Source organism: Kribbella sp. NPDC002412 (assembly GCF_053592935.1).
Genome location: NZ_JBSFBL010000086.1, coordinates 1 through 22,198 on the forward strand (window position 1 = coordinate 1; position 22,198 = coordinate 22,198).

20 protein-coding genes are annotated in these 22,198 nt (G+C 70.8%); 9 read left to right on the top strand and 11 right to left on the bottom strand.

The features are described from left to right. Positions 1 to 157: 157 nt before the first annotated feature. A complete protein-coding gene (soxR, locus tag ACWCOV_RS38580; RefSeq protein ID WP_449834352.1) occupies positions 158 to 637 on the top strand; it encodes a redox-sensitive transcriptional activator SoxR in 480 nt (159 codons plus the stop codon). 4 nt (positions 638 to 641) lie between these two features. Here the strand turns inward: soxR and ACWCOV_RS38585 are convergent, their stop codons facing one another. Next, on the bottom strand, positions 642 to 1,115 hold the full coding sequence (locus tag ACWCOV_RS38585; protein WP_449834333.1) for a carboxymuconolactone decarboxylase family protein: 474 nt from the start codon (positions 1,113 to 1,115) through the stop codon (positions 642 to 644). Between the two features lie 155 nt (positions 1,116 to 1,270). Between ACWCOV_RS38585 and ACWCOV_RS38590 the strand changes: the two genes are divergently transcribed. After that, positions 1,271 to 3,403, top strand: coding sequence for a RecQ family ATP-dependent DNA helicase (locus ACWCOV_RS38590; RefSeq protein WP_449834334.1), 2,133 nt, complete (start codon positions 1,271 to 1,273; stop codon positions 3,401 to 3,403). Between the two features lie 8 nt (positions 3,404 to 3,411). Here the strand turns inward: ACWCOV_RS38590 and ACWCOV_RS38595 are convergent, their stop codons facing one another. Beyond that, positions 3,412 to 4,218, bottom strand: coding sequence for an ArsR/SmtB family transcription factor (locus ACWCOV_RS38595; RefSeq protein WP_449834335.1), 807 nt, complete (start codon positions 4,216 to 4,218; stop codon positions 3,412 to 3,414). Between the two features lie 114 nt (positions 4,219 to 4,332). On the opposite strand from ACWCOV_RS38595, the gene ACWCOV_RS38600 reads away from it, so the two are divergent. After that, positions 4,333 to 5,139 (top strand): GNAT family N-acetyltransferase, encoded by an 807-nt coding sequence (locus ACWCOV_RS38600; protein WP_449834336.1) that lies wholly within the window; start codon positions 4,333 to 4,335, stop codon positions 5,137 to 5,139. Next, on the top strand, positions 5,136 to 5,888 hold the full coding sequence (locus tag ACWCOV_RS38605) for an SDR family oxidoreductase (RefSeq protein ID WP_449834337.1): 753 nt from the start codon (positions 5,136 to 5,138) through the stop codon (positions 5,886 to 5,888). The genes ACWCOV_RS38600 and ACWCOV_RS38605 overlap by 4 nt, the downstream gene beginning before the upstream one ends. A gap of 138 nt (positions 5,889 to 6,026) precedes the next feature. Here the strand turns inward: ACWCOV_RS38605 and ACWCOV_RS38610 are convergent, their stop codons facing one another. Genes ACWCOV_RS38610 through ACWCOV_RS38630 form a run of 5 tightly spaced genes read right to left on the bottom strand, consistent with a single transcriptional unit; the run spans position 6,027 to position 9,420 of the window. Then, complete coding sequence (locus tag ACWCOV_RS38610; RefSeq protein ID WP_449834338.1) at positions 6,027 to 6,425, bottom strand: VOC family protein; 399 nt, start codon at positions 6,423 to 6,425, stop codon at positions 6,027 to 6,029. Further along, positions 6,422 to 6,892, bottom strand: a complete 471-nt coding sequence (locus ACWCOV_RS38615) for a MaoC family dehydratase (protein ID WP_449834339.1) — start codon at positions 6,890 to 6,892, stop codon at positions 6,422 to 6,424. The genes ACWCOV_RS38610 and ACWCOV_RS38615 overlap by 4 nt, the downstream gene beginning before the upstream one ends. Further along, the gene (locus ACWCOV_RS38620) at positions 6,889 to 7,665 is read right to left on the bottom strand and encodes a PIG-L deacetylase family protein (RefSeq protein ID WP_449834340.1); all 777 of its coding nucleotides are present in this window, start codon (positions 7,663 to 7,665) and stop codon (positions 6,889 to 6,891) included. The genes ACWCOV_RS38615 and ACWCOV_RS38620 overlap by 4 nt, the downstream gene beginning before the upstream one ends. After that, positions 7,662 to 8,228, bottom strand: coding sequence for an OsmC family protein (locus tag ACWCOV_RS38625; RefSeq protein ID WP_449834341.1), 567 nt, complete (start codon positions 8,226 to 8,228; stop codon positions 7,662 to 7,664). Before ACWCOV_RS38625 ends, ACWCOV_RS38620 begins: the two co-directional genes overlap by 4 nt. A gap of 22 nt (positions 8,229 to 8,250) precedes the next feature. Beyond that, positions 8,251 to 9,420 (bottom strand): NAD(P)/FAD-dependent oxidoreductase, encoded by a 1,170-nt coding sequence (locus tag ACWCOV_RS38630; protein WP_449834342.1) that lies wholly within the window; start codon positions 9,418 to 9,420, stop codon positions 8,251 to 8,253. A gap of 107 nt (positions 9,421 to 9,527) precedes the next feature. Here ACWCOV_RS38630 and ACWCOV_RS38635 point away from each other — a divergent pair, with 107 nt between their 5' ends. Then, positions 9,528 to 12,098, top strand: coding sequence for an ATP-binding protein (locus tag ACWCOV_RS38635; RefSeq protein ID WP_449834343.1), 2,571 nt, complete (start codon positions 9,528 to 9,530; stop codon positions 12,096 to 12,098). Positions 12,099 to 12,143: 45 nt separating this feature from the next. Beyond that, complete coding sequence (locus ACWCOV_RS38640; RefSeq protein WP_449834344.1) at positions 12,144 to 12,860, top strand: MerR family transcriptional regulator; 717 nt, start codon at positions 12,144 to 12,146, stop codon at positions 12,858 to 12,860. Here the strand turns inward: ACWCOV_RS38640 and ACWCOV_RS38645 are convergent. Continuing rightward, positions 12,843 to 14,399 (bottom strand): adenylate/guanylate cyclase domain-containing protein, encoded by a 1,557-nt coding sequence (locus ACWCOV_RS38645; RefSeq protein ID WP_449834345.1) that lies wholly within the window; start codon positions 14,397 to 14,399, stop codon positions 12,843 to 12,845. The genes ACWCOV_RS38640 and ACWCOV_RS38645 overlap by 18 nt on opposite strands. 75 nt (positions 14,400 to 14,474) lie before the next feature. On the opposite strand from ACWCOV_RS38645, the gene ACWCOV_RS38650 reads away from it, so the two are divergent. Further along, positions 14,475 to 15,863, top strand: a complete 1,389-nt coding sequence (locus ACWCOV_RS38650; protein ID WP_449834346.1) for a CapA family protein — start codon at positions 14,475 to 14,477, stop codon at positions 15,861 to 15,863. Here ACWCOV_RS38650 and ACWCOV_RS38655 read toward each other — a convergent pair. After that, a complete protein-coding gene (locus ACWCOV_RS38655; protein ID WP_449834347.1) occupies positions 15,860 to 16,618 on the bottom strand; it encodes a M28 family metallopeptidase in 759 nt (252 codons plus the stop codon). The two genes, ACWCOV_RS38650 and ACWCOV_RS38655, sit on opposite strands and share 4 nt — an antisense overlap. A 344-nt stretch (positions 16,619 to 16,962) precedes the next feature. Here ACWCOV_RS38655 and ACWCOV_RS38660 point away from each other — a divergent pair, with 344 nt between their 5' ends. Continuing rightward, complete coding sequence (locus ACWCOV_RS38660; RefSeq protein WP_449834348.1) at positions 16,963 to 18,726, top strand: M1 family metallopeptidase; 1,764 nt, start codon at positions 16,963 to 16,965, stop codon at positions 18,724 to 18,726. 40 nt (positions 18,727 to 18,766) lie between these two features. On the opposite strand, the gene ACWCOV_RS38665 is transcribed toward ACWCOV_RS38660, so the two are convergent. After that, positions 18,767 to 19,630, bottom strand: a complete 864-nt coding sequence (locus ACWCOV_RS38665) for a GNAT family N-acetyltransferase (protein ID WP_449834349.1) — start codon at positions 19,628 to 19,630, stop codon at positions 18,767 to 18,769. 99 nt (positions 19,631 to 19,729) lie between these two features. On the opposite strand from ACWCOV_RS38665, the gene ACWCOV_RS38670 reads away from it, so the two are divergent. Next, the gene (locus ACWCOV_RS38670; RefSeq protein ID WP_449834350.1) at positions 19,730 to 20,410 is read left to right on the top strand and encodes a GntR family transcriptional regulator; all 681 of its coding nucleotides are present in this window, start codon (positions 19,730 to 19,732) and stop codon (positions 20,408 to 20,410) included. Here the strand turns inward: ACWCOV_RS38670 and ACWCOV_RS38675 are convergent. Beyond that, the gene (locus ACWCOV_RS38675; RefSeq protein WP_449834351.1) at positions 20,392 to 22,149 is read right to left on the bottom strand and encodes a gamma-glutamyltransferase family protein; all 1,758 of its coding nucleotides are present in this window, start codon (positions 22,147 to 22,149) and stop codon (positions 20,392 to 20,394) included. The two genes, ACWCOV_RS38670 and ACWCOV_RS38675, sit on opposite strands and share 19 nt — an antisense overlap. Positions 22,150 to 22,198: the final 49 nt, after the last annotated feature.

The following is a 22,198-nucleotide window of genomic DNA, read 5'->3' on the forward strand; positions in this document are numbered from 1 at the left end:
GCGGTGTTCAGGTGCGTGCATCGCGGTGCTTGAGGAGCGTCCTCGATGCGGATCTATCGTGGATGATCCTCAAGTGCCGCGAGGTGCGTGCCTGGGCGCCGCAAGCGCCGAACAATCTCCACCACGGAGCACTAGGGTCGAGGTCGGAGGGATGACGGTGGACATCGAGCCGGGTGAGTTGACGGTCGGGCAGTTGGCGCAGCGCAGCGGGGTGGCGATCTCGGCACTGCACTTCTACGAGCGGCAGAACCTGATCGTCAGTCGCCGTACGTCGGGCAACCAGCGCCGGTACAAGCGCGACACGCTCCGCCGGGTCGCGCTGATCCGGATCGCCCAGCGGGTAGGCATCCCACTCGCCGAGGTCGCCGCGATCCTGGCCCTGCTGCCGGAGAACCGGACCCCGACCCGCCAGGACTGGGAGCGGATCTCCGAGTGCTGGCAGGCCGAGCTCGACAAGCGGATCCTGCACCTGGAACAGCTCCGGGACGACTTCAAGGACTGCGTCGGCTGCGGCTGCCTGTCCCTCGACCGGTGCGCGCTGGCCAACCCGTACGACGCTCTGGCCGCGAAGGGACCGGGCCCGCAACGGCTCGTGTCGACCAGCGGCGAACCGTGTCATCCCGGGAAGTGCGCCTGACTCGTCAGCCCCACTGACCGGGCACGTAGTCACCGGCGGGCCGCTGCGTGATCACGTTCAGGCGGTTCCAGGTGTTGATGAGCGCGATCAACGACAGCAGTGCGGCGAGCTGGTCGTCGTCATAGTGCTTGGCCGCGTTGGCCCACACCTCGTCGCTGACGCCACCGGCCGCGTCGGCGAGCCGGGTGCCCTCCTCGGTGAGCTCGAGGGCCGCACGCTCGGCGTCGGTGAAGACGGTCGCCTCCCGCCAGGCCGCGACCAGGTTGAGCCGCACCGAGGTCTCGCCGGCGTGTGCGGCGTCCTTGCTGTGCATGTCGATGCAGTAGCCGCAGCCGTTGATCTGGCTGGCGCGGATCTCGACGAGATGCCGGGTGGTGGCGGGCAGCGTCGAGTCCCACACGACCTTGTTCGCCGAGACGATGTACTTCATGACCTTCGCGCCGACCGGGTTGGCGAGGTGGTCGAATCGGGGGTTCATATCGTTCTCCTTCCGGATTGTCTCTCCTGGGATCGACGAGACAGCAGTTCCGGGTGTGAGTTCCCGGCGGCGTGACCTGGGTCTCCGGCACGGTTGTCCACAGGCCGGCGGCCGGGACGAGAAATGTGGGGGTGCGGGCGTCTAGGGTGCTTGGCATGGCTGACTCCAGTTCGACCACCAGCACGCTCACCGAGGCGCGCGCCGGGATCGCCGGTGGCGTGATCCAGGCGATCGCGGGGGAGAGCGCGCGACTGCGGGCGGATCAGGAGACCGCGGTCGCCGCCTTGTGCGAGGCGAGCGCACGCGTGCTGGTCGTGCAGGCGACGGGGTGGGGCAAGTCGGCCGTGTACTGGGCTGCGACCGCGATCCGGCGAGCCGAAGGCGCCGGGCCGACGCTGGTGGTGTCGCCACTGCTGTCGCTGATGCGGGATCAGGTCGCGGCTGCGAGCCGAGCCGGCCTGCGAGCGGCGACCCTGAACTCGAACAACATCGACGAGTGGTCGAGTATCGAGCACGACCTGCGCTCGGGCGCGATCGACGTGCTGCTGGTGTCTCCGGAGCGGTTGGCGAATCCGGGCTTCGGTCGGCGGGTGCTCGACGGGCTGGCTGGGCAGGTCGGGCTGCTGGTGATCGACGAGGCACACGCGGTGTCGGACTGGGGGCACGACTTCCGGCCGGACTACCGGCGGGTGTCCGACGTGCTGCAGCAGCTGAACCCGAAGACACCGGTCCTTGCGACGACGGCGACTGCGAACGCGCGAGTCACGGATGACGTCGCGCATCAGCTGGGTGAGTCCACGCTGGTGCTGCGTGGACCGCTGGCCCGGTCGAGTCTGCAGTTGGCGGTCGTCGACGCGTTGTCCCCGTTGGATCGGTTCGCCTGGGTGGTCGACCACCTGCCGAAGCTGCCGGGCTCAGGCATCGTCTATACGTTGACAGTGTCGGACGCGCAGCGGCTGGCGGCGGCGATCCAGGAGGTGCACGGTCGCGACGTACCGGTGGCGGCGTACACGGGCGGCCTCGATGCGGGGGAGCGGGAGAGCCTCGAGGACGCGTTGCGAGGGAACGAGCTGAAGGCGCTGGTCGCGACGTCGGCGCTCGGGATGGGGTACGACAAGCCGGACCTCGGGTTCGTGGTGCACGTGGGTTCGCCGCCGTCACCGGTGTCGTACTACCAGCAGGTCGGGCGTGCGGGCCGCGGGATCGACCACGCCGTCGTGGCGCTGCTGCCGTCGGACGCGGACGCCGGGGTGTGGGACTACTTCGCGACCGCGACGATCCCGGTCCCGGAGAACGTGAACCGTCTGCTCCGCGGCCTGGACGGGTACGGTCCGGACCAGCCGGCGACCGTGCCGGCGCTCGAGGCCGAGACCGGTCTGCGGCGGACCCGGGTCGAGCTGATGCTGAAGCAGTTGGCGGTCGACGGGGTGGTCGAGCGGGTCGAGCGCGGCTGGGTGCGGACCGGCGCGGACTGGACGTTCGACGCCGCGCACTACGACGGAATCGTGGCGGTACGCCGCCGGGAGGCGGACATCATGCGGGCCTACACCCGCGGTGAACGTTGCTTGATGCAACTTCTCCAGGAGTCGCTGGACGACCCGTCGGCCGAGCCGTGCGGCCGGTGCTCGGTGTGCCTCGGCGAGCTGCCGGATCCGCTCCAGGCCGCACCGTCGCCGGAGACGGTGCAGTCGATCATCCGGCTGCTGCGCGGTGAGGTGCACGTGCTGGAACCGCGCAAGATGTGGCCGGGTGGCGCCTTCGGCGCGAAGGGGCGGATCCCCGCCGGGCTCGGCGCCGAGCCCGGCCGGACGATCATCTACGCCGACGCCCCGGAGTGGCGCGAGGTGCTCCGCAGCACGTTCACCGACGGCCCACCGGACCCCGACGCGCTCGAGGCGCTCAAGGCGGGCGCAGTCGCGGCGCTGTCCCGGTGGCGCGGCTCCTGGTCGAGCCGCCCCGAGGTCGTCGTACCTCTCCCGGCCGCCGGCCACGGCCGGCTGACCGCCGAGATCGCGGATCACGTCGCTGGGATAGGCCGCCTCGACAAGGCCGAGCTGACCCTCAACCCCACGGGCTTCACCGACGACCTCTCCTCAGCCGAGGAGGCGAAGGTCTGGCGAGACGGCATCCAGGTCGACGGTCCAGCCGCACAGGCGGTCGCCGGCCGCACGGTCCTGCTGCTGGCCGACGCCTCGTCCTCACAGTGGCCGATCACCGTCGCCGCCGCCAAACTCCGTGAGTCCGGCGCGGCCGCGGTCCTTCCCCTCCTCATCCACAAACGCCCGTGACCGCGGGCTCAACGGGCCGGGGTGGGGTCCAGCCGTAGCTCGGGGGTGGACTCGACGAAGGACTTGAGGTCGGAGATGAGTTCGACCCAGCCTTCGCTGACCAGTTCGCGGATCGCGCTGCCCGGCTCGAAGCCGCTGTGGACGACGGTGAGCTTCACCTTGTCGCCGACCGGCTCGAGGTCGAAGCTCGCCTTCGACAGCGGCTCGCGGCTGCTCCGCCGGTAGATCTCGTCGTCAAGCCCGACAGCCTTCGCGAACTCCGGCGTGATGTGGTGCCACGCGTACGCGAGCCGCCGGTACGGATCGTGCTCGAGGACCACCTGGCCCGCTCCGGCCACCGCGACGTCGCCGTGGTGCCAGACGATCCCGGAGCCGACCTGCCAGTCGGTCTCGAGCTGGACACCCCAGTACTCCTGGGTGAACCTCGGGTCGGTCAGCGCCTGCCACAGCCGCGCCGGCGTGGTCTTGATGTAGGTGGTGTAGACGAAGTCGGTGTCACTCATGGGTTCGGCCTCCAGAGCCGTCTTGAGGTCGGCGAACAGTTGCACCCGCCGCCGGTCGTACTGGTTGATCCAGCGGTCGGCGATGGCGTTGATCGGCTCGGCGTTGAGGTAGTGCAGCTTCTCCCGGCCGCGCCACACGGTGGTGACGAGGTTCGCGGTCTCCAGGACTGTGAGGTGCTTGCTCACCGACTGCCGGGCCATGTCGAGGCCGGCGCAGAGCTCGCGCAGGGTCTGGCCGTTGCGCGCGTTCAGCATGTCGAGCAGCTGCCGGCGGCTCGGGTCGGCCAGCGCGCGGAACACCTCGTCGTCCATCGCCCTCCCGACCAAGTCAGGCAGCCAATCGGCTGCATTTCGACAATAGGCAGCCGAGCGGCTGCATGTCAACCGGCGCTGGAATGCGGTTGACGGCGCTCGGACGATAGGCAGGTGAAGATCGAGAACCTGGGATGGCGGACCGAGTTGCTGGTGCTCGAGCTCAGCGGGAGCGTGCTCGAGGACACGGGCGACCACGTCGTCGTGCGCACCCCGGACAACCCCGGGTACTGGTGGGGCAACTTCCTGCTGTTCCGGACGCCGTTCGCGCCCGGCGACCTGCAGACCCGGCTGGCCGCGTTCCGCGCGGAGTTCCCGGTCGCCGGACATGTTGCCTTCGGCATCGACAATGTCGACGGTGTGATCGGCGCGGAGGAGGAGCTGGCCGGGTACGACCTGGACCGGGACGTGGTGATGACGGCGAGCGAGGTCGTCCCACCCCGCCGGCCGAACGAGACGTCGACGTACCGCTTCCTGAGCAGTGACGACGACTGGGAACAGTCGGTGCAGCTCAACCTGGCGACGGCGCCGATGCGGGTCGACGACGGCTACATCCGGTTCGCCCGCGCCAAGGTCGCGTCGCGGCGGGCGCTGGTGGACGCCGGGCACGGGCAGTGGTTCGGCGCGTTCGACGGCGACCGGTTGCAGAGCTCGCTCGGGCTGGTGTTCGACGGCAACGGGCTCGCGCGGTTCCAGGCCGTGCAGACACATCCGGACGACCGCAACCGCGGCATCGCGAGCACGCTGGTGCACCGCGCGTCGACGTACGGCCTGACCGAGGGCGGGGCGACGAAGCTGGTGATGGTGGCGGATCCGGACTACCTCGCGATCCGGCTCTACCGGGCGCTGGGCTTCAGCGACACGGAGATGAAGGTGCAGATCACGCTGCCGCCGGACGACGTGGCAGGGTTGGATTCATGACTGAAACGGACGTACGGCGTGGGGTCGCGCTGATCACCGGTGGGAGTCGAGGGATCGGGGCCGCCGCCTCGGTGGCGCTGGCAGCGGACGGCTGGGACGTCGGCGTGAACTACCGGACCCGCGCCGACGAGGCCGCGCGAGTCGTGAAGGCGTGCGAGGAGCTCGGGCAGCGGGCGATCGCCGTCCAGGCCGACGTCGCGGAGGCCGACGAGATCGAGAAGCTGTTCGGCACCGTGACCGCCGAGCTCGGCCCGATCGGTGCCGTGATCAACAATGCCGGCGTCGTGTCGCCGGCCGGCCGGGTCGCGGAGTACGACGCCGCCCGGCTGGAGCGGGTGTTCCGGATCAACTCGGTCAGCGCGATCCTGGTCGCCGGTGCGGCGGTCCGGCGGATGTCCACGGCGTACGGCGGTTCCGGGGGAGTGATCGTCAACGTGTCGTCGCGAGCGGCGGTGCTCGGGTCGGCCGGCGAGTACGTCGACTACGCGGCCAGCAAGGCTGCTGTGGACGCGCTGACGACCGGGCTCGCCAACGAGGTCGCGAAGGAAGGCGTCCGCGTGGTCGGTGTCCGGCCGGGGCTGATCGAGACCGACATCCACGAGGAAGGCCGGTTGGACCGGCTCGGTGCGACTCCGCCGCTCGGTCGCCCGGGGAAGCCCGAGGAGGTTGCGGCGCTCATCGCGTTCCTCGCCTCCGATCGGTCCTCTTACATGACCGGGACGACGCTCGACGTGTCCGGCGGCCGGTAGGAGTCACCGGCCGCCCGGGTGGGGCGGAGTGCCTGGGGGGTGGGCCAGGTGTGGGGAACCCGGCTCGGCGGGACCGGGCTGTGGGAGCCCGGGATGGTGGGTGATCTGGTCCAGCCGTGAGTGCGAGGCCGGCGGAGCTCAGGCGGCCGGTGGGGCGAAGAACTCGAGGGCGATGCCGTCGGGGTCCTTGAAGGACAGGCCCGAGCCGTAGTGGGCGTCGACGATGCCGCCGTGCTTGATGCCTAGGTCGTCGAGCCGGTCCTGCCAGCTGACCAGCTCGGCGCGGTCCGCGCACGCGAACGCGACGTGGTCGAGACCGAGCCGGCGCGGGTTGAACTCGCTGGTCCACTCACCGTCCGGGAACGAGTGCAGCCCGAACAGCTGTCCGCCGTCGATCGCGTACACCACGTGCCGGAACGGCCCGGTGTCCTCGTCCAGGACGGGGTCGGCGGCGAACAACTGCGTGTACCACGGGACGCTGAGCTCGAGGTCCGTCACGGTCACGGCCACGTGGGTGATACCTGGGAACGTCCTCACCGGACAACTCCTGTCTTTCGATGGTTCCTCGGTGCGGTCGCACCGAGGTCGTTGCCGGATCCCGCGCCGACGGGCACCTGGTAGACGTGCGCGTCCCCGTCGAGGACGACGACGCCGTCGCTGGTGGTGATCGTCGTACGGATCCGGAAAACCGGTTTGGTGGCGTGCACCTCGAGCACCTCGACCTCGGCGGTGATCTCGTCACCGGGCCGGACCGGGGCCAGGAAGTTCCAGGCGACCCGGAGGAACACGCTGCCGGGACCGGGCAGGTCCTCGGCGACGACGGCGTTGAGCAGGCCGGACGTCACCCCGCCCTGCACGATCAGGCCGCCGAAGCGGGTGCCGGCCGCGAGCTCCTCGTCGTAGTGCAGGGGATTGCGGTCCCCGGTGAGCTCGGTGAAGAGCTCGATGTCACGCCGCGACACGACCCGCGTGCGGCGGGCGGTGGTCCCGACCGAGACGGTCATCGCGCACGTCCGGCCGCTGGAGCCGCCGCCGCGGACTGCGCCCCGGCAACTGGGGCGGCGACGAAGGCCTCGGCGGACCACCAGCGCCGGAAGGTGTCGAGGCCGACCAGGTCCACCAGGACGGTGGCCTGGGAGACGTGCGCCCGCACCGCGTCGATCTTGCGCTCGAGGTCGGTGCCGGCGAGTACGACGTACAGCGCGAGATCCTCGTCGGGCGTCTCGGGGCCGCTGCCCGACATCCACAGGCCGACCTGGTCGTTGAGCGGACCCCACTCGGCGTGGAATCCCGGCGTGAGCGTCGCGTACAGCAGCCGCGCTCGAGCACCGGACGCCCGCCAGGCCTCGGTCGTCCACGCCGAGATCGCGCAATGGTCGGAGTGCCCGGTCATGCCGTCCGGGCCGAACGTGAGGATGGTGTCCGGCTCGACTTCCGCGATCAGCTCCGCGACCGACGCAACCCCTCCGACCGCGTCGGCGCAGTCACCGTCGTGGTAGCCGAGCCAGCGATGTTCCCAGACGCCGACGATCGCGAGGCTGCTGACCATCTCGTCCTTGCGGATCTCGGCCAGCCGGTCCGGCGGCATCTCGACCGGGTCCGGCGCTCCGTTCTCGCCGTACGTCGCGGTCGCCACGACGACCCGGTGTCCGGCGTCGCGCAGGGCGCCCATCAGCCCGGCGGACAGGTACGCCTCGTCGTCCGGGTGCGCCCAGACCCCGAGGACGGTGCCCAGGTCTTCGGTGACCGGGCGGACTCTTTGCTCTGGCACTGTCATGTGGTTTCGACCTCGATTTTGACTGGTACTTGGTTGGTGATGACGTCGTAGACGGCCGACCGGGCCTGGGACTGGGCGACCAGTTCGCGCAGCTTCTCGGCCGGGGCGTCGCCCTTGACGGTGAACCGGACGGTGAGCTGCTGGTAGCCGTTCCGTACGGACGGGTCCAGGCCGAGGATGCCGTTCAGGTCGATGTCGCCGGCAACGGTCGAGTGCACCTCGGTGAGCCGGATGCCGCGGGCGGCGGCGATGTTGGCGAGGCCTGCGGTCAGGCAGGCGGCCAGCGCGTGCAGCAGGTACTCGACCGGGGTCGGGCCGTTGTCGCGGCCGACCAGTACGGCGGGGTGGTCGGCGTCGAAGTGGAACGTGCGCTCGTGGGTGCGTTCCTCGCCGACCCCGAAGTACCCGTGGATGGTGCTGCGGTTGTGGGTGCCGCTGAGCCACTGGTTGCGGGCCCGGAACTGGAACTTGGCGGCCTCGGGCGCGGCCTTGACCGCGTCGAGGGTGGCGAACAGCGTCGCGGTGTCGACGCCGTTGCGGGTCGACTCGTCGGTGGTGGTCATGGTGTTCTCCTCGAGGTGTCGATCAGACTGCGGTGAGCAGGCTGAGGCCGGCGAGCTCGGACGCCTCGGCGTCGAGAGCGCGGCTGAGTTCTTTCTGCAGTGCTACGAATTCGGGAGCGGGCGGATAGCCGGCCAGCGCGACGGTCAGCTCGAAGATCGGCCGCAGCGCGTGATCACGTGCCTGCTGGTAGCCGGCCAGCGCCGACCGGTCGCCGGACAGCGCGCGGTCGAGGGCGTCGGCCAGCAGCTCGGCATCCCGGTACGCGTCGGACATCCCGTGACCGGTGACCGGGTCGCGGTGGTATCCGGCGTCGCCGACCAGCGCCCAGCCTGGGCCGGACGCCCGGCGGATGAAGTTCGGAGCGCGCAGCATCCCGCGGACGGGCGACGTACGGCGTCCCTCCCAGAGCCGCTCGGCCAGCGCCGGGGCGACCCGCCACAGGTAGGACGTGAAGGCGTCCTCGCGGGTGGCGGCGCCCCGGCGCGCCTGGTGCGCGTCCGCGATCGGGCTGCAGATCCAGATGCAGGCCTCGCCGTGGTGGGTCGGGAACACGCCGGTGAGCGCCCGATCGGCGACGACCAACTCGATCCCGTCCCACGGCAGGCCGTCGTAGTACGCGTACTGCGCCGCTCCCGAGGCACCGCGGTCCTCGACGATCTCGGCGCCCAGCGAACGGGCAACGCGAGATCCGAGCCCGTCGGCCCCGACCACGAAGCGCGCCGCCAACTCCACCGACGCGCCGGTGCGATCGTGCCCGTGCACGCCGGTGGCGCGACCGGTCTGGTCGACCTGCACGCCGTCGATCGTGACTCCGGTCCGCACTGAGGCGCCGGCCTGGACAGCGGCCTCGATCACGAGCGTGTCGAGGATGTGACGCCGCGGCGCGAGCAGCATGTCGACGCCCGCCTTCTCCTTCACCGGACGGACCATCGACTCGCCGCCGGCGGTGAAGTGCACCTTCCGGATGGCCGGTGCTCCACTGTCGAGTACGGCGTCGAGCAGCCCCCAGCGGTGGAGCTGCACGACACCCGGCCGGGCGAGCTGATGCGTCGACAACGTGTCGGACGGGAACTCGTCCCGGTCGACCAGAACGACGTCGTGGCCCCGGCGGGCGAGCAGGAGCGCGGTGGCGGCTCCGGCGGCTCGCGCGCCGACGATCACGACGTCGTGACGATGACTGAATGACTGCATACCTCGTTTGTAGGTCCCCGCCGTACGCCGCCGGATCCGTCACGACTACGTAGATCAGGCGTCGGCACTACCGAGGTCGGGTGCACAATCGGGTGGGGGTGGATTGCATGCTCGAACGTGAGCGGGAGCTGGCGGAGCTCGCTGCGGCCGCTGAGGAGGCCAGGGCAGGCGACGGCTCGGTCGTCCTGATCGCCGGTGAGGCCGGCATCGGCAAGTCGAGTCTCGTCGGAGCTCTGCCCAGCGTCTTGCCGTCCGACACCCGGCTACTGGTCGGGTACTGCGACGACCTCGCCACTCCGCGTGTCCTAGGGCCGCTCCGGGACCTCGTCGGCAGCGTGGGCGGCGCATTGGGCAGAGCGCTCGAGTCAGGCGACCGGACCGCCGTGAGCGACGCTCTCAGAGCCGAGCTGGACCGGCCGGAAGACCCGGCAGTCCTGGTCATGGAAGACATCCACTGGGCCGACGAAGCAACGCTCGACGTACTGCGCTTCCTCGTCCGCCGGATCGCCAGCCTGCCTGCCGTACTCGTGCTGTCGTACCGGGACGTGGAGCTGACCAGGGACCACCCGCTGCAGCAGCTCCTGGGACTCGCGGCGAGCACACCGCGGCTCCGGCGGCTGCGGCCGGCCCGGCTGTCGGCGGAAGCGGTGGACCAGCTCGGTGCGCACACCGGGATGGACACCGAGCGCGTGTTCGCGGTGACGGGCGGCAACCCGTTCTTCGTCACCGAGATCTACTCGTCCGGCGACCTGGACGGCGTTCCGGACACCGTGGCGGAGGCGGTCGGTGCCCGGCTGACCGGTCTCGACGGAGCAACGAGGGACGCACTCGAGCTGCTGGCCGTCGTGCCGTCCAGCGCCGAGCGCTGGCTCGTGGAGGCCGTGGTGCCGGGCGGACTCGCGTCGCTTGCGGCGGCCGAGCGACGCGGTGTGCTCGTCGTCTCGCCGACCGGAGTCGCGTTCACGCATGAGCTGGCCCGTCGTGCGGTTGCGGACTCAATGCCCGCGGCCCGGCGGGTGTACTGCAACCAGGCCGTGCTGGCCGCTCTGCTCGAGCGATTCGACGAGTGCGACCTGTCACGCGTCGTCCACCACGCGGCCGAGGCGGGCGCTGCCGACGTGATCCTCGCGCACGGTCCCGCGGCGGCGCGGGAGGCGGCCGCGGCCGGGTCGCACCGGGAGGCCGTTGCGCACTACCGGCTGCTGCTGGACCAGCGGGACGTGTTCTCGCCGGAGGAGCTGGCCGACATCCTCGACGGGTTCGCGGTCGAGTGCTACACGGTCGGTTCGGGCGACCTCGCCGTACGTGCCGAGGAGGAAGCGGTCGCACTGCGCCGTCAGCTCGGCGACCCGCGGACGCTGGGGCTGAGCCTGCGGTGGCTGTCGCGGATGCAGTGGTGGGCGGGTGACCGGGCCAGCGCGGAAGTCAGTGGAGCGGACGCGATCGCCGTACTCGAGCACGCGGGTGACCGGCACGCCCTGGCGCTTGCCTTGAGCAACCAGTCTCAGCTGCACATGCTGGCCGGTCACTGGACCGAGTGCGTCAACGTCGGGATGCGCGCCGTCGCGATGGCGCGCGACATCGGCGACGCCGGCCTGTTGTCACATGCCCTGAACAATGTCGGTGCGGCGCTCTGGGACAACGACCGGCCCGAGGGGCAGGGGATCCTGGAGGAGAGCCTCGCGGTGGCGCTGGCGGCACACGAGTTCGAGCATGCCTGCCGCGCGTACGTGAACATCATCTGGCACCTGATCGACGAGCTGGAGTACGCGGAGACCGAGCAGCTGCTCGAGGACGCGATCGGTCTGGCCGGTGACGCCGAGTTCCACGGCTTCCTGCGCTACCTGCAGGTGACCCGGAGCATGGTCTACCTGGACCTCGGGCGGTGGGACGACGCCGAGCGGGAGGCCGCGTGCGCGGGCGACACCGAGGTGATCACCCGCGGTCCTGCGCTCGTGGTCGCCGGGTTGGTGCGGGCCCGCAGGGGAGAGCCGGACGACGGGCTGCTCGACGAGGCGTGGGAAATCGCGCAACGTCTCGGTGAGGCCCAGCGGACCGGTCCGGCGGGGGCGGCCTTGCTCGAGGCCGCCTGGCTGCGGGAGGACGACGCTTCGGACATCGTGGAGTCGGCGTACGAGGACGTGCACCGCTTCGGGCGGACCTCCGCCGCGGCCGCGTTCGGGTACTGGATGCGCGTCGCCGGACGGCAGGTGCCGATGAACGAGTCCCGCCATCCGTTCAGCCTGCTCGCGGCGGGACAGTGGCAGGAAGCGGCTCAGGCTTGGGCCAAGGCCGGCTGTCCGTACGGGCACGCGCTCGCGCTCTCCCACAGCAGCGACCCAGCAGATCTGCTCTCCGCACTCAGCACCCTCGACGGACTCGGCGCTGAGCCGCTGGCCCGACGTGTGCGTGGCCGGTTGCGGGAGCTTGGCGTGAGTCGCATCCCACGCGGCCGGGTGCAGTCCACGAGGGACAACCCGGCCGGACTCACCGAGCGGCAGACCGACGTCGTACGGCTGCTCGCCGAAGGGCTGACCAATGCCGAGATCGCGGCCCGCCTGGTGCTGTCGGTGCGCACGGTCGACACCCACGTCGCCGCGATCCTGGACAAACTGGGCGCCAAGACCCGACGCGACGCCGCGACCCGCGCCAAGGCTCTCGGACTCCTGCCCGCCTGAGTGGCAGGCTAGCGGGGAGTCAGAGTCTGAAGACGGAGGTACGGCGTGGGACTGCGGCCGGTGGATCTGGCGCGACGGGCCTCGATCTCGACGCAACTGGTGCGCAACTACGAGGCGGCCGGGATCCTGCCGCCCGCGCCACGGTCGGCGACCGGGTACCGCCAGTACGGCGAGGAGCACCTGTCGGCGCTGCTGACGTACCGGGCGCTCGCGCCGGGGTTCGGACCGGAGGTCGCGACGGAGATCATGCAGGCGGTGCACACCGGTGACGAGGCGCAGGCCTACCGGTTGGTGGACGCGTCGCATGCCGGATTGCATCAGCAGCGGCTGGCGACCGATGCGATGAGCGAGGCGCTGGGTGCGGCGGCTGCGGAGTTCCTGGACGAACCTGCCGCCACGGGTCCGTCGTTGCTCGTCGGGGAGTTGGCGCACCAGCTGGGTGTGCGCACGTCGGCACTGCGTGTCTGGGAGGCGGCCGGGTTGCTGACGCCGACGCGGGAGCCGGGGACGAAGTACCGGCGGTACGGGCCGGAGCAGGTGCGGGACGCCCGCATCATCCACATGCTGCGGCAAGGGCGGTACTACTTCGAGCAGATCAAGCCGGTGCTCGACGGACTCCGCCGTACCGGGAGCACCGAGGCCTTACGGGCGGCGATCGCGGAACGCCGAGCCGCGCACGACAACCGAACCAAGGCGATGCTGTACGGCGCTGCGCTGCTACATCAGCTGATCGAGGAGAAGCGGTCAGTGCGGGACGGCTAGCTGAGTCGGCTCGCTGCGGCCGCGGACCGTCACCTGGGAATCCGGGTTCCAGTGCGCGGCTTCGGCAGGCGCCGCCTCATTGACCGCAGTCATGGAGGCGATCAGCCGGGCCGGGGTGGACTTGGCGAGCTCGGTCAGGCGGGCGGCCTCGTTGACCGGGTCCCCGATGACTGTGTACTCGTGCCGCCGTACGTCGCCCACCGTGCCGGCCACCACGATGCCCGCGGTCACTCCGATCCCCGCGGTTGCCTCGGGCAACTCGTCGGCGAGTCGCCGGGCCAGCGTGCGGCCGGCCCGGAGCGCGCTGCCGGCCGCGTCCGGAAGCTCGGCCGGCGCACCGAAGACGGCCAGCGCGGCGTCACCGGCGAACTTGTTCACGAACCCGCCCTGCCGGACCACCTCGTCGACCACGATCGCGAAGAACCGGTTGAGCAGCTGCACCACCTCGGTCGGCGGCCGCTCCGCCGTGAGCCGGGTCGAGCCGACCAGGTCGACGAAGAGTACGGCGGCGAACCGTTCCTCGCCGCCGAGCCGGTCGCTGCTGAGTGCCTCCTGGACGACCTCCGGACCGACGTACCGCCCGAAGACGTCCCGGATCCGCTCCCGCTCGCGCAGCCCGTCGGCCATCTTGTTGAACCCGGCCTGCAGCGATCCGAGCTCGGTGCCGTCGAACACCGGGATCCGGACGTCCAGCTGGCCGTCACCGATCAGTGTCAGCGCGTTCCGCACCGACCGGACCGGCGCGACCACGGACTTGGCCGACAACATGGTGAGCAGCCAGCCGTTGAGCAGCACGACCATGCCCAGGGCAAGGATCATGACCGAGAGCCGGGTGGGGGAGACGTCCTGCTCGATCAGCGCGAGTACGGCGGCCAGCATCAGCCCGGCCACCGGGACACCCGAGCCGACGGCCCAGAAGAAGACGGTCCGCGCCTTCAGCCCGGCTGCCAGCAGGCGCCGCGGCGGGGGTGAGTCGGCCAGTGCCCGCGCGGCGACCGGCCGGAGGGCGAACTCGGTGAGCAGGTAGGACACCGAGCAGGTGACGATCGCGCCGTCGACGATCGTGACCGCGATCCGCAGGGCGTTCTCCGGCTGCAGTGCCAGCGTCATCACGGTGAAGATCACGCACGCCAGCAACCACAGGAACACCTCGATGAGGGTCAGCCGCAGCGGCAGCTGCAAGGTGGCGATCTGCTCCTTGCGCGTCGCCGGCCGGTCCTCGTCCACCCAGCGGGTCACCCGCTTGGTGAGCCGCACGCTCCACCAGCAGCCGATCATCACGGCGACCAGGAAGTACGCCGGGATGAAGATCGCCTCGAGGACCTTGAGCCGGTCGACGAGCGGCGGGCCCGGCAACACGAACACCGCCAGCACGAACACCACCACGGCCCCGATCAGGTTCGTCCCGATCGAGAAGGTTGTCATCAGCACCCGAAGCCGCACCCGCAACAACCGCGGACTCTGATCTGCCGGCCCCAGCAACCACGACCCGAACGGCCGCCGCTTGAGCACCAGCTCAGGCTTTCCCTCGGGCAGCATGTTCACAGTCTGCTAGTAACCGCCCCACATCGTGCAACCGGCTTGCCGGTTGGCGGGTCTCGCTACCGTGGCGGTATGGCCAGGTGGCGGGTGTCGCTGGCTGCTGTCGCGGCGGCCGTGCTGGTGGCCTGCTCCGAGAGCGGCTCCGCCCAGCCTGCACCGAGTACGACGGCCAGCCCTACGCCGACTGTGACCCCGACGACTCCAGCGCCGACCACTCCGACGGCCCCGGTGCAGTCTCGGACGACGCCTGCGACGACCCCGGCGCCGACCCAGCCACTGATCCTCGCGATTCACCCCACCCGAGCCGCCCAGGACGTTCCGCTGACGATCGCCCGTTCCATCGCCCGTGGCACGGTGAAATCCTGGCGGGGGTTTCAGGTTGGGTCATTGCGTCAGGCGCAACGATCGACCACCACGCTCGCCCTGGTTCCCGCGTCCGCGGCCGGGCCGTCCGTCCGCCCGCTCACAGTCGCCGGTATCGACCCGTTCAAAGACCCCGCCCGCTACCCGATCCGAACGTCTGGCGCACAACCGAGCGCAAACGTGATCGACCTGACCGTCGGCGGTGACGTCATGCTCGGCCGCCGGGTGGCGACCGCCGCCGCGCGGACCGGCGATGTGTCCCGCCCCCTGCGTGCTATCGGCCCACGCCTGGCCGCCGCCGACCTGACCGTGCTGAACCTGGAGAGCACGCTGTCCCGAGCCGGTACGCCGCAACAGGGAGGCGACTCGTTCGCGGCCCCACCAGGTGTAGTCGCCGGCCTGCGGGACGCCGGCGTCGACGTACTCTCGCTGGCCAACAACCACACTGGCGACTTCCAGCAGCGCGCGCTCCTCGAGACGGTCCGGCTGGTGCGAGCGGGTGGCATCCAGCCGGTAGGGGCCGGGAGCAACCTCACCGAGGCGGCCCGTCCGGCGATCGTCGTACGCGACGGTGTCCGCTTCGGCTTCCTGGCGTTCAACGCGATCGGCGAGACACCGCGAGCGACCTCAACGAGCGCCGGAGCGTTCAGCATCCGCATGCCGCCGCGGACCGGCCCGCTCAACGAGGGCGATCTGGCCACGATGACGCGGGCCATCCGGACGCTGAAGGCTGCCGTCGGCGTGGTCGTCGTACTGCCGCACTGGGGTCAGCAGTACACCCACACGCCGGTGCCTGCGCAGCACACCGTGGCGACCGCGCTGACGCAGGCGGGAGCGGACCTGGTCATCGGTGGGCACCCGCACTGGGTGCAGAGCGTGCTGTTCCCACCGGACAAGGTGGTGGCGCACTCGCTGGGGAATCTGGTGTTCGACATGGACTTCATGCAGCAGACGCAGGAGGGCGTGCTGCTGGAGCTCACCTACTGGGGCAAGACGCTGAAGGCTGCCCGGCTCACGCCATACGTGATCGGGAGCGACTTCAGCCCCCGGGTCGTGAGCGGCACGCGGGCGGAGCAGATCCTGGCCGACATCCGCTAGCCGGCGAGCCAGGCACTCACCACTCGACCCATCCGGCCGAGCTGAGCCGGTGACACCACGCGCGGCAGGTCGCGGGCGGAGTGGTACTCGGCGTACGGCGTGCTGCCGAGCCGGACTCCTGGCAGTCCGGAGCGGACAAACGACCAGTGGTCACTCGACCTGTTCACACACGCCCTGCTCGGTACGTTGGCCCGAGCCGCCAGTGCACGTACTTCGTTGCGCAGGGCCACGTCGTCGGCTTGCGCAGAGCAGATCGGTACGACGGTTCCCACGCCCACGCGGTCGAGCGAGACCATGCCGCGGAGGGCGTTGCGCTGCGCGGGCGGGAGCGAGGCGACGTACGCGCGGGAGCCGTAGTGGTGGCGGTTGTCGCCGTCGCCGCGAGGCTCTTCGGCGCCGAAGGCAACGAACACGGTCGGGAAGCGTGGCGAGAGCTGGGCGGTGCCGAGCAGTACGGCGACGCCGGAGGCGTTGTCCTCCGCGCCGGGGGCCTGCGGGACGGTGTCGAGGTGGGCGCCGACGATCCGGTGTGGTGCGGCGGGGTTGAAGCCGGGTTTGGTGGCGATCAGGTTCCAGGTGGTTCCTGCGCGGACCGGGACGCCCCAGGAGACGCCGGCGGGGACGCGCAGGGCTTGGCGGCGAGTCTGGTAGCCGGCGGCGCGGAAGCGTTGCTCCAGCCAGGTGAGAGCTTGCAGGTAGGCAGGGCTTGTGGCCTCGCGAGGGCCGAGACCGGCCAGGTAGCGCACTGTGCTCATGGCAGCGGCGCTGTTGAAAGCTGTGTGCCGCGGTGAAGGGGTAGCGGTAGGGGAGACCGGACGTGGTGATGCGGGGGTGGTTGGCGGGGGTGAGGCGGTGGTGGTGGGAGGGGGTGCTGTGGAGGGTGTCGGGTCGCGCGTGGAGGTCGTACTGGTGCACGCGGCGGTGGCCAGCAGGGTGAGGACGGCGGCCAGTGGCCGGGTGACGGCCCACATGCCTCAATAGTGCCCGTCTGATCAAATCCGGGCCTTTTGGCACGGTGGTGCTGCTGGCTCAGATTGGCCGCCGGAACCCGGCCCGCCGTGGGTACTGTTCGTCGGACACCTGACTCGGGGAGCCATCCGTGACGCACGACCGCCACTCCTACGCCGAACCTGCCCTGGTTCGGACCACGCACCTGGAGCTGGACCTGACGCTGGACTTCGAGCAGAAGGTGCTGGCCGGCTCTGCCACGCACACCCTGGCCTGGACCGGCGCCGGTGACCGGTTCGTGCTCGACACGCGTGACCTCACTGTGCTCGCGGTCGAGGGCGCGACGTCGGACGGCTGGGAGCCGCTCGAGTACAGCCTGGCCGTGCCCGACCCGGAGCTCGGGTCGGCGCTGAACATCCGCACCGACCGGCACGAGCGGGTCCGGGTCAGCTACCGCACCGCTCCGACCGCGACCGGCCTGCAGTGGCTGGAGCCGTCGATGACCGCGGGCGGTGTGATGCCGTACATGTTCAGCCAGTCGCAGGCGATCCACGCGCGCAGCTGGGTGCCGGTGCAGGACACTCCGGGAGTGCGGTTCAGCTACGCCGCGCATGTCACCGCTCCGCCGGAGCTGATGGTGCTGATGAGTGCGGACAACGGCACGACGTCCCGCCGTACCGGGTCGTACGACGTGGTGATGCCCGAGCCGATCCCGTCGTACCTGCTGGCCATCGCGGCGGGCGACCTGGTGTTCGAGCCGATCGGTGAGCGGTCGGGCGTGTGGGCCGAGCCGGAGATGGCCAAGCGGGCGGCGACCGAGTTCGCCGACACCGAGGAGATGATGCGGGTCACCGAGGCCCTGTTCGGCCCGTACCGCTGGGGCCGCTACGACCTGCTCGTGCTGCCGCCGTCCTTCCCGTACGGCGGGATGGAGAACCCGCGGATGACGTTCGCGACGCCGACCGTGGTGATCGGGGACAAGTCGCTGGTCAGCGTGGTCGCGCACGAGCTGGCGCACAGCTGGTCGGGCAACCTGGTCACCCAGGACAGCTGGGACGACATCTGGCTGAACGAGGGCTTCACCTCGTACGTCGAGAACCGGATCGTCGAGGCCGTCTACGGCACCGAGTTCGCGGTGATGGAGACGGCGATCAAGCAGCACGCGACCGTGGTGAAGCTGGACCCGCTGACTCCGGCCGAGCTGGCGGTGGAGCTGCCCGGGCTGAACCACGGCTCGGAGTACCACGGGACGACGTCGTGCGGTCCGCTCAAGGGGTCGTGGTTCCTGTCCTGGCTGGAGGAGCGGTTCTCGCGCGAGGTGTTCGACCCGTTCCTGCGCGGGTACTTCGACCGCTTCGCGTTCCGGAGCATCAACTCGGAGGACTTCGTCGCCCACCTGCGCGCGCACCTGCTGAGCGCGAACCCCGGTGTGGTGACGGACGCAGAGCTGGCGGCCTGGCTGACCGAGCCGGGCATCCCGGTGTTCGCGCGCCGGGCGGTGTCGGAGCGGTTCGAGGCAGTCGACGAGGCGCGCGACCGCTGGCTTGCGACCGGTGAGCTGCCGGCCGCCGGGAGCTGGACGACGCAGGAGTGGCTGCGCTTCCTGGACGCGGCGCCGGACGTGCTCGGCGCCAACCAGCTGCAGCAGCTCGACCGCGCGTTCCAGCTGACCGGCACGGCGAACGGCGAGATCGCCCGGCGCTGGTACCAGATCGTTGCCGCCAGCAGCTATGAGGCGTCGTACGCCGACCTGGCGTCCTTCCTCACCCGGGTCGGCCGAATGAAGCTGGTGCTACCGGTCTACCGCGCCCTGGCCGGCACGGACCGGGCGTTCGCATCGGAGGTCTTCGCAAAGGCCCGCCCCGGCTACCACCCGATCACAACAGCCGCAGTCCAAAAGATCCTGGGCCAGTAGCCGCGTATCCCCTGCTCGGACCACCTGCTGATCGCGCCTGTTATAGGTCGAGCATGCGGCGGTGGTCGGTGTGGGTGGGGTGGTAACCGAGTCGGGTGTTGATGCGTTGCATGGGGGTGTTGGTGCTGACGGTGTCGGTGAGTAGGGCGTCGAGGCCGGGGAAGCGGTCGCGGGTCTGGCGGATCTGCTCGGCCTTCATCCACAGGGCGAGGCCTTGGCCGCGGTGGGCGGGGAGTACGGCGGTGCCGTAGTGCTGGGCGTCGCCCGTGCCGTCGGCGGGTACGACGAGCTCGGAGAAGCCGGCGAAGGCGCCGGTGGACTCGTCGACGGCCGCCACCGTGATCAGGTGCTCGCCACGCTGCTCGATCACCTGGGCGGCGTACCGGGTCCGCTCCACGTCCCATGCGTCCTCGCCGTACGCGATCCCGCCCGTCGGCGCGTCGTCCATCCCGGCCCGCGCATCGGTGAACGTCTGCGCCCACTCGTCCGGTACGACGCCCGCCCACGACACCAGCCGATAGCCAGGCGACGCCGGTACGGCGGGCCGCGCGTCGGCCAGCGGCAGTCGCGCGTAGATCAGCGTGACGCCGACCGTGAACCCGTGGTGCTCGAGGAAGCGGTCGGCCGGTGAGTCGGCTCGAGCGTCGGCCAGCACCACACGTACGTCGTGCTCGCGAGCCGCGGCGACGGCTGCGCCGAGCAACTCCGAGCCGACGCCGCGCCGGCGCTCGGCCGGGTGCACGTTCACCTCGAGCTCGGCCAGGTGGTCCTGGGACTTGCGGCTGTTCAGCCGGAGGAACGCCGAGCCGACCGGGTGGCCGTCGGGGTCGGCGGCAAGCCAGCCGATCCGGCGGCTGAACGGCCGGAAGTCGGGATCGGTCAGTGGAGTCAGTCGGATGCTCAAGCCGCCAACAGTAACGCCGCCCCGGGAGCACATGCCGCACCGGCCGCGGATCGGTTAGCGTGCTGCGAACACGGCCAGCGGGGGAGAGGAGACGGTGGGGTGGACCACACGGGCGAGGTACGGACGATCGGTGCCGACCATGTCGCGTTGCGCGAGCAGGTGCTCGCGGAGCTGCGCCGGCGGATCGTGGACGGCGACTACGCCCAGGGGGAGCGGCTGACCGAGACCCGGCTGGCCGACGACTTCGGTGTCTCCCGCAACCCGGTCCGCGAGGCGCTGCGCGTCGTCGAGGCCGAGGGCTTCGTCCAGATCCTGCCGCGGCGGGGCGCCGTGGTGGTGACCCTCGACGAGGTCGCGGTCCGCGACCTGTTCGCCGTACGGGAGCAGCTGGAGACGCTGGCCGCCGGGCTTGCGGCCGAGCGGGCGACGCCGCGGGACGTGGAGCGACTGCGTCGGCTGCTCGCCGAGGCCAGCGAGGCGACCGAGGCCAAGGACTTCGACCGGGTCGCCGAGCTGAACAGCGCCTTCCACCGCACAGTCATCACCATCAGCGGCAACCGCTGGCTGCTGTCCATATCGGCAGCGATGTACCACCACGTCCACTGGGTCTTTCGCGTCGGCGCCGCCCAGCGCGCCCCGCACTCCTGGGAAGAACACATCCGCCTGGTCGACGCCATCGCCGCCGGCGACCGCGAAGCCGCCAGCACCGCTGCCCGCCTACACGTCGAAGCTGCCGCGAAGGCAGCCCTCAACGGCCGGACTCACCGCCCAACCGCATAGCCCTGCATGCCGCGGGGGTTCGCGGCTGCCGCGAGGACGCCGTCAGCCTCCTTGCGTACGGCGCACAGGCGGCCGAGGCTCCACGCGTCGCTTTCGGTGACGACGTGGCCGCGTCGGACAAGCTCGTCGCGGACCGCGGGACCCAGGCGACTCTCCATCACCAGACCACCCGGCTCGGTGGCGCGCGGATAGAAGGAGGACGGGAAGCCGGTGGTGTGCCAGGCCGGGGCGTCGATCGCCTCCTGGAGGTCCATCCCGGAGCCGAGGTGGCGGAGCAGGAAGAGCAGCTGCCACTGGTCCTGCTGGTCGCCGCCGGGCGAACCGCAGGCGAGGACCGGCTGGCCGTCGCGCAGCACGAGCGTCGGCGTGAGCGTGGTCCGCGGACGCAGGCCAGGGGCGAGTGACGAGGCCAGCCCCTCCTCCAGCCAGAACATCTGCAGCCGGCTGCCGAGGCAGAAGCCGAGCTCAGGGATCGTCGGCGACGACTGCAGCCAGCCGCCGCTCGGTGTCGCCGAGATGACGTTGCCCCAGCGGTCGATCACGTCGACATGACAGGTGTCGCCGCGGGTCACGCCCTCCGAGGACACCGTCGGCTCACCGGTGGTCGCGTCGCCCAGGTCGTTGCTCACCGCAATCGACGGCAGGATCGGCTCGCGACCGTCCGGCCGGCCTGGACGGAGTTCCCTGGACGCGTCCGGGCCGACCAGCTTCGCGCGCTCGGCGGCGTACGCGGGCGAGAGCAGCGTCTTCAGCGGTACGTCGGCGCCGTCGCCGTACCACGCCTCGCGGTCGGCGTACGACAGCTTCATCACCTCGACCGTCGTGTGCACGCCCTCGGCGCTGTCCAGGTCGACGTCACCCAGCTCGTTCAGTACGGCGAGCGACTGCAACAGACCCGGCCCCTGGCCCCACGGACCGGTCTTGGCGACCGTGTGCCCGTTCCAGTCGAGCGTGGCCGGCTCCTCCCAGCTCGCCTCGAAGCCCGCCATGTCGTCGCCGGTGATCAGACCCCCATGATCAGAGCCACTGGAGTCCCGGTGTGGCAGCCTGGAGAACTTGTCGACCGCCTCGGCGACGAAGCCCTCCCGCCAGGCTTTCCGGGCCCGCTCCACCTGCACCTGCCGGTCCGCGCCGGCGGCTTCGCCCTCAACAACGAGCTTCTCGAGCGTGGCGGCGTACGCCTCGTTGCGGAACATCCCGCTCGGCGGACGCCCACCCTGCAGCCACAGCGCGGCCGACGTCGGCCAGTGCTCCTCGAACAGCTCCTGCACCGTCCCCACCGTCTCGCCGACCCGCGGCACCAACGGGTGCCCGTTCCGCGCGTAGTCGATGGCCGGCTCCAGTACGACGCGCAGCGGCATGGTGCCGTGGTCGCGCAGCAGGAGCAGCCAAGCGTCGACTGCGCCAGGCACTGTCGCCGCGAGCGGGCCGGAGCCGGGGATGAGCGACAGGCCGAGGGACCGGAAGTGCTCGATCGTCGCACCGGCCGGAGCCACGCCCTGACCGCACAGCACGCGCGGGGTCGGGTCGTCGGCGGTGGCGATGATCGCCGGCACCTCACCACCCGGACCGTTGAGGTGCGGCTCCACCACGTGCAGGACGAACCCCGCAGCAGCGCCTGCGTCGAACGCGTTGCCGCCGAGCTCCAGGATCCGCATCGCGGACTGCGACGCCAGCCAGTGCGTGGACGAAACCATCCCGAACGTGCCGCGCAGCGTGGGCCGGGTGGTGAAGGTCATGGGGCCTCCCGGCCTGGACTGAGGAGCGGAGGGAGCGAAGCGACCGGAG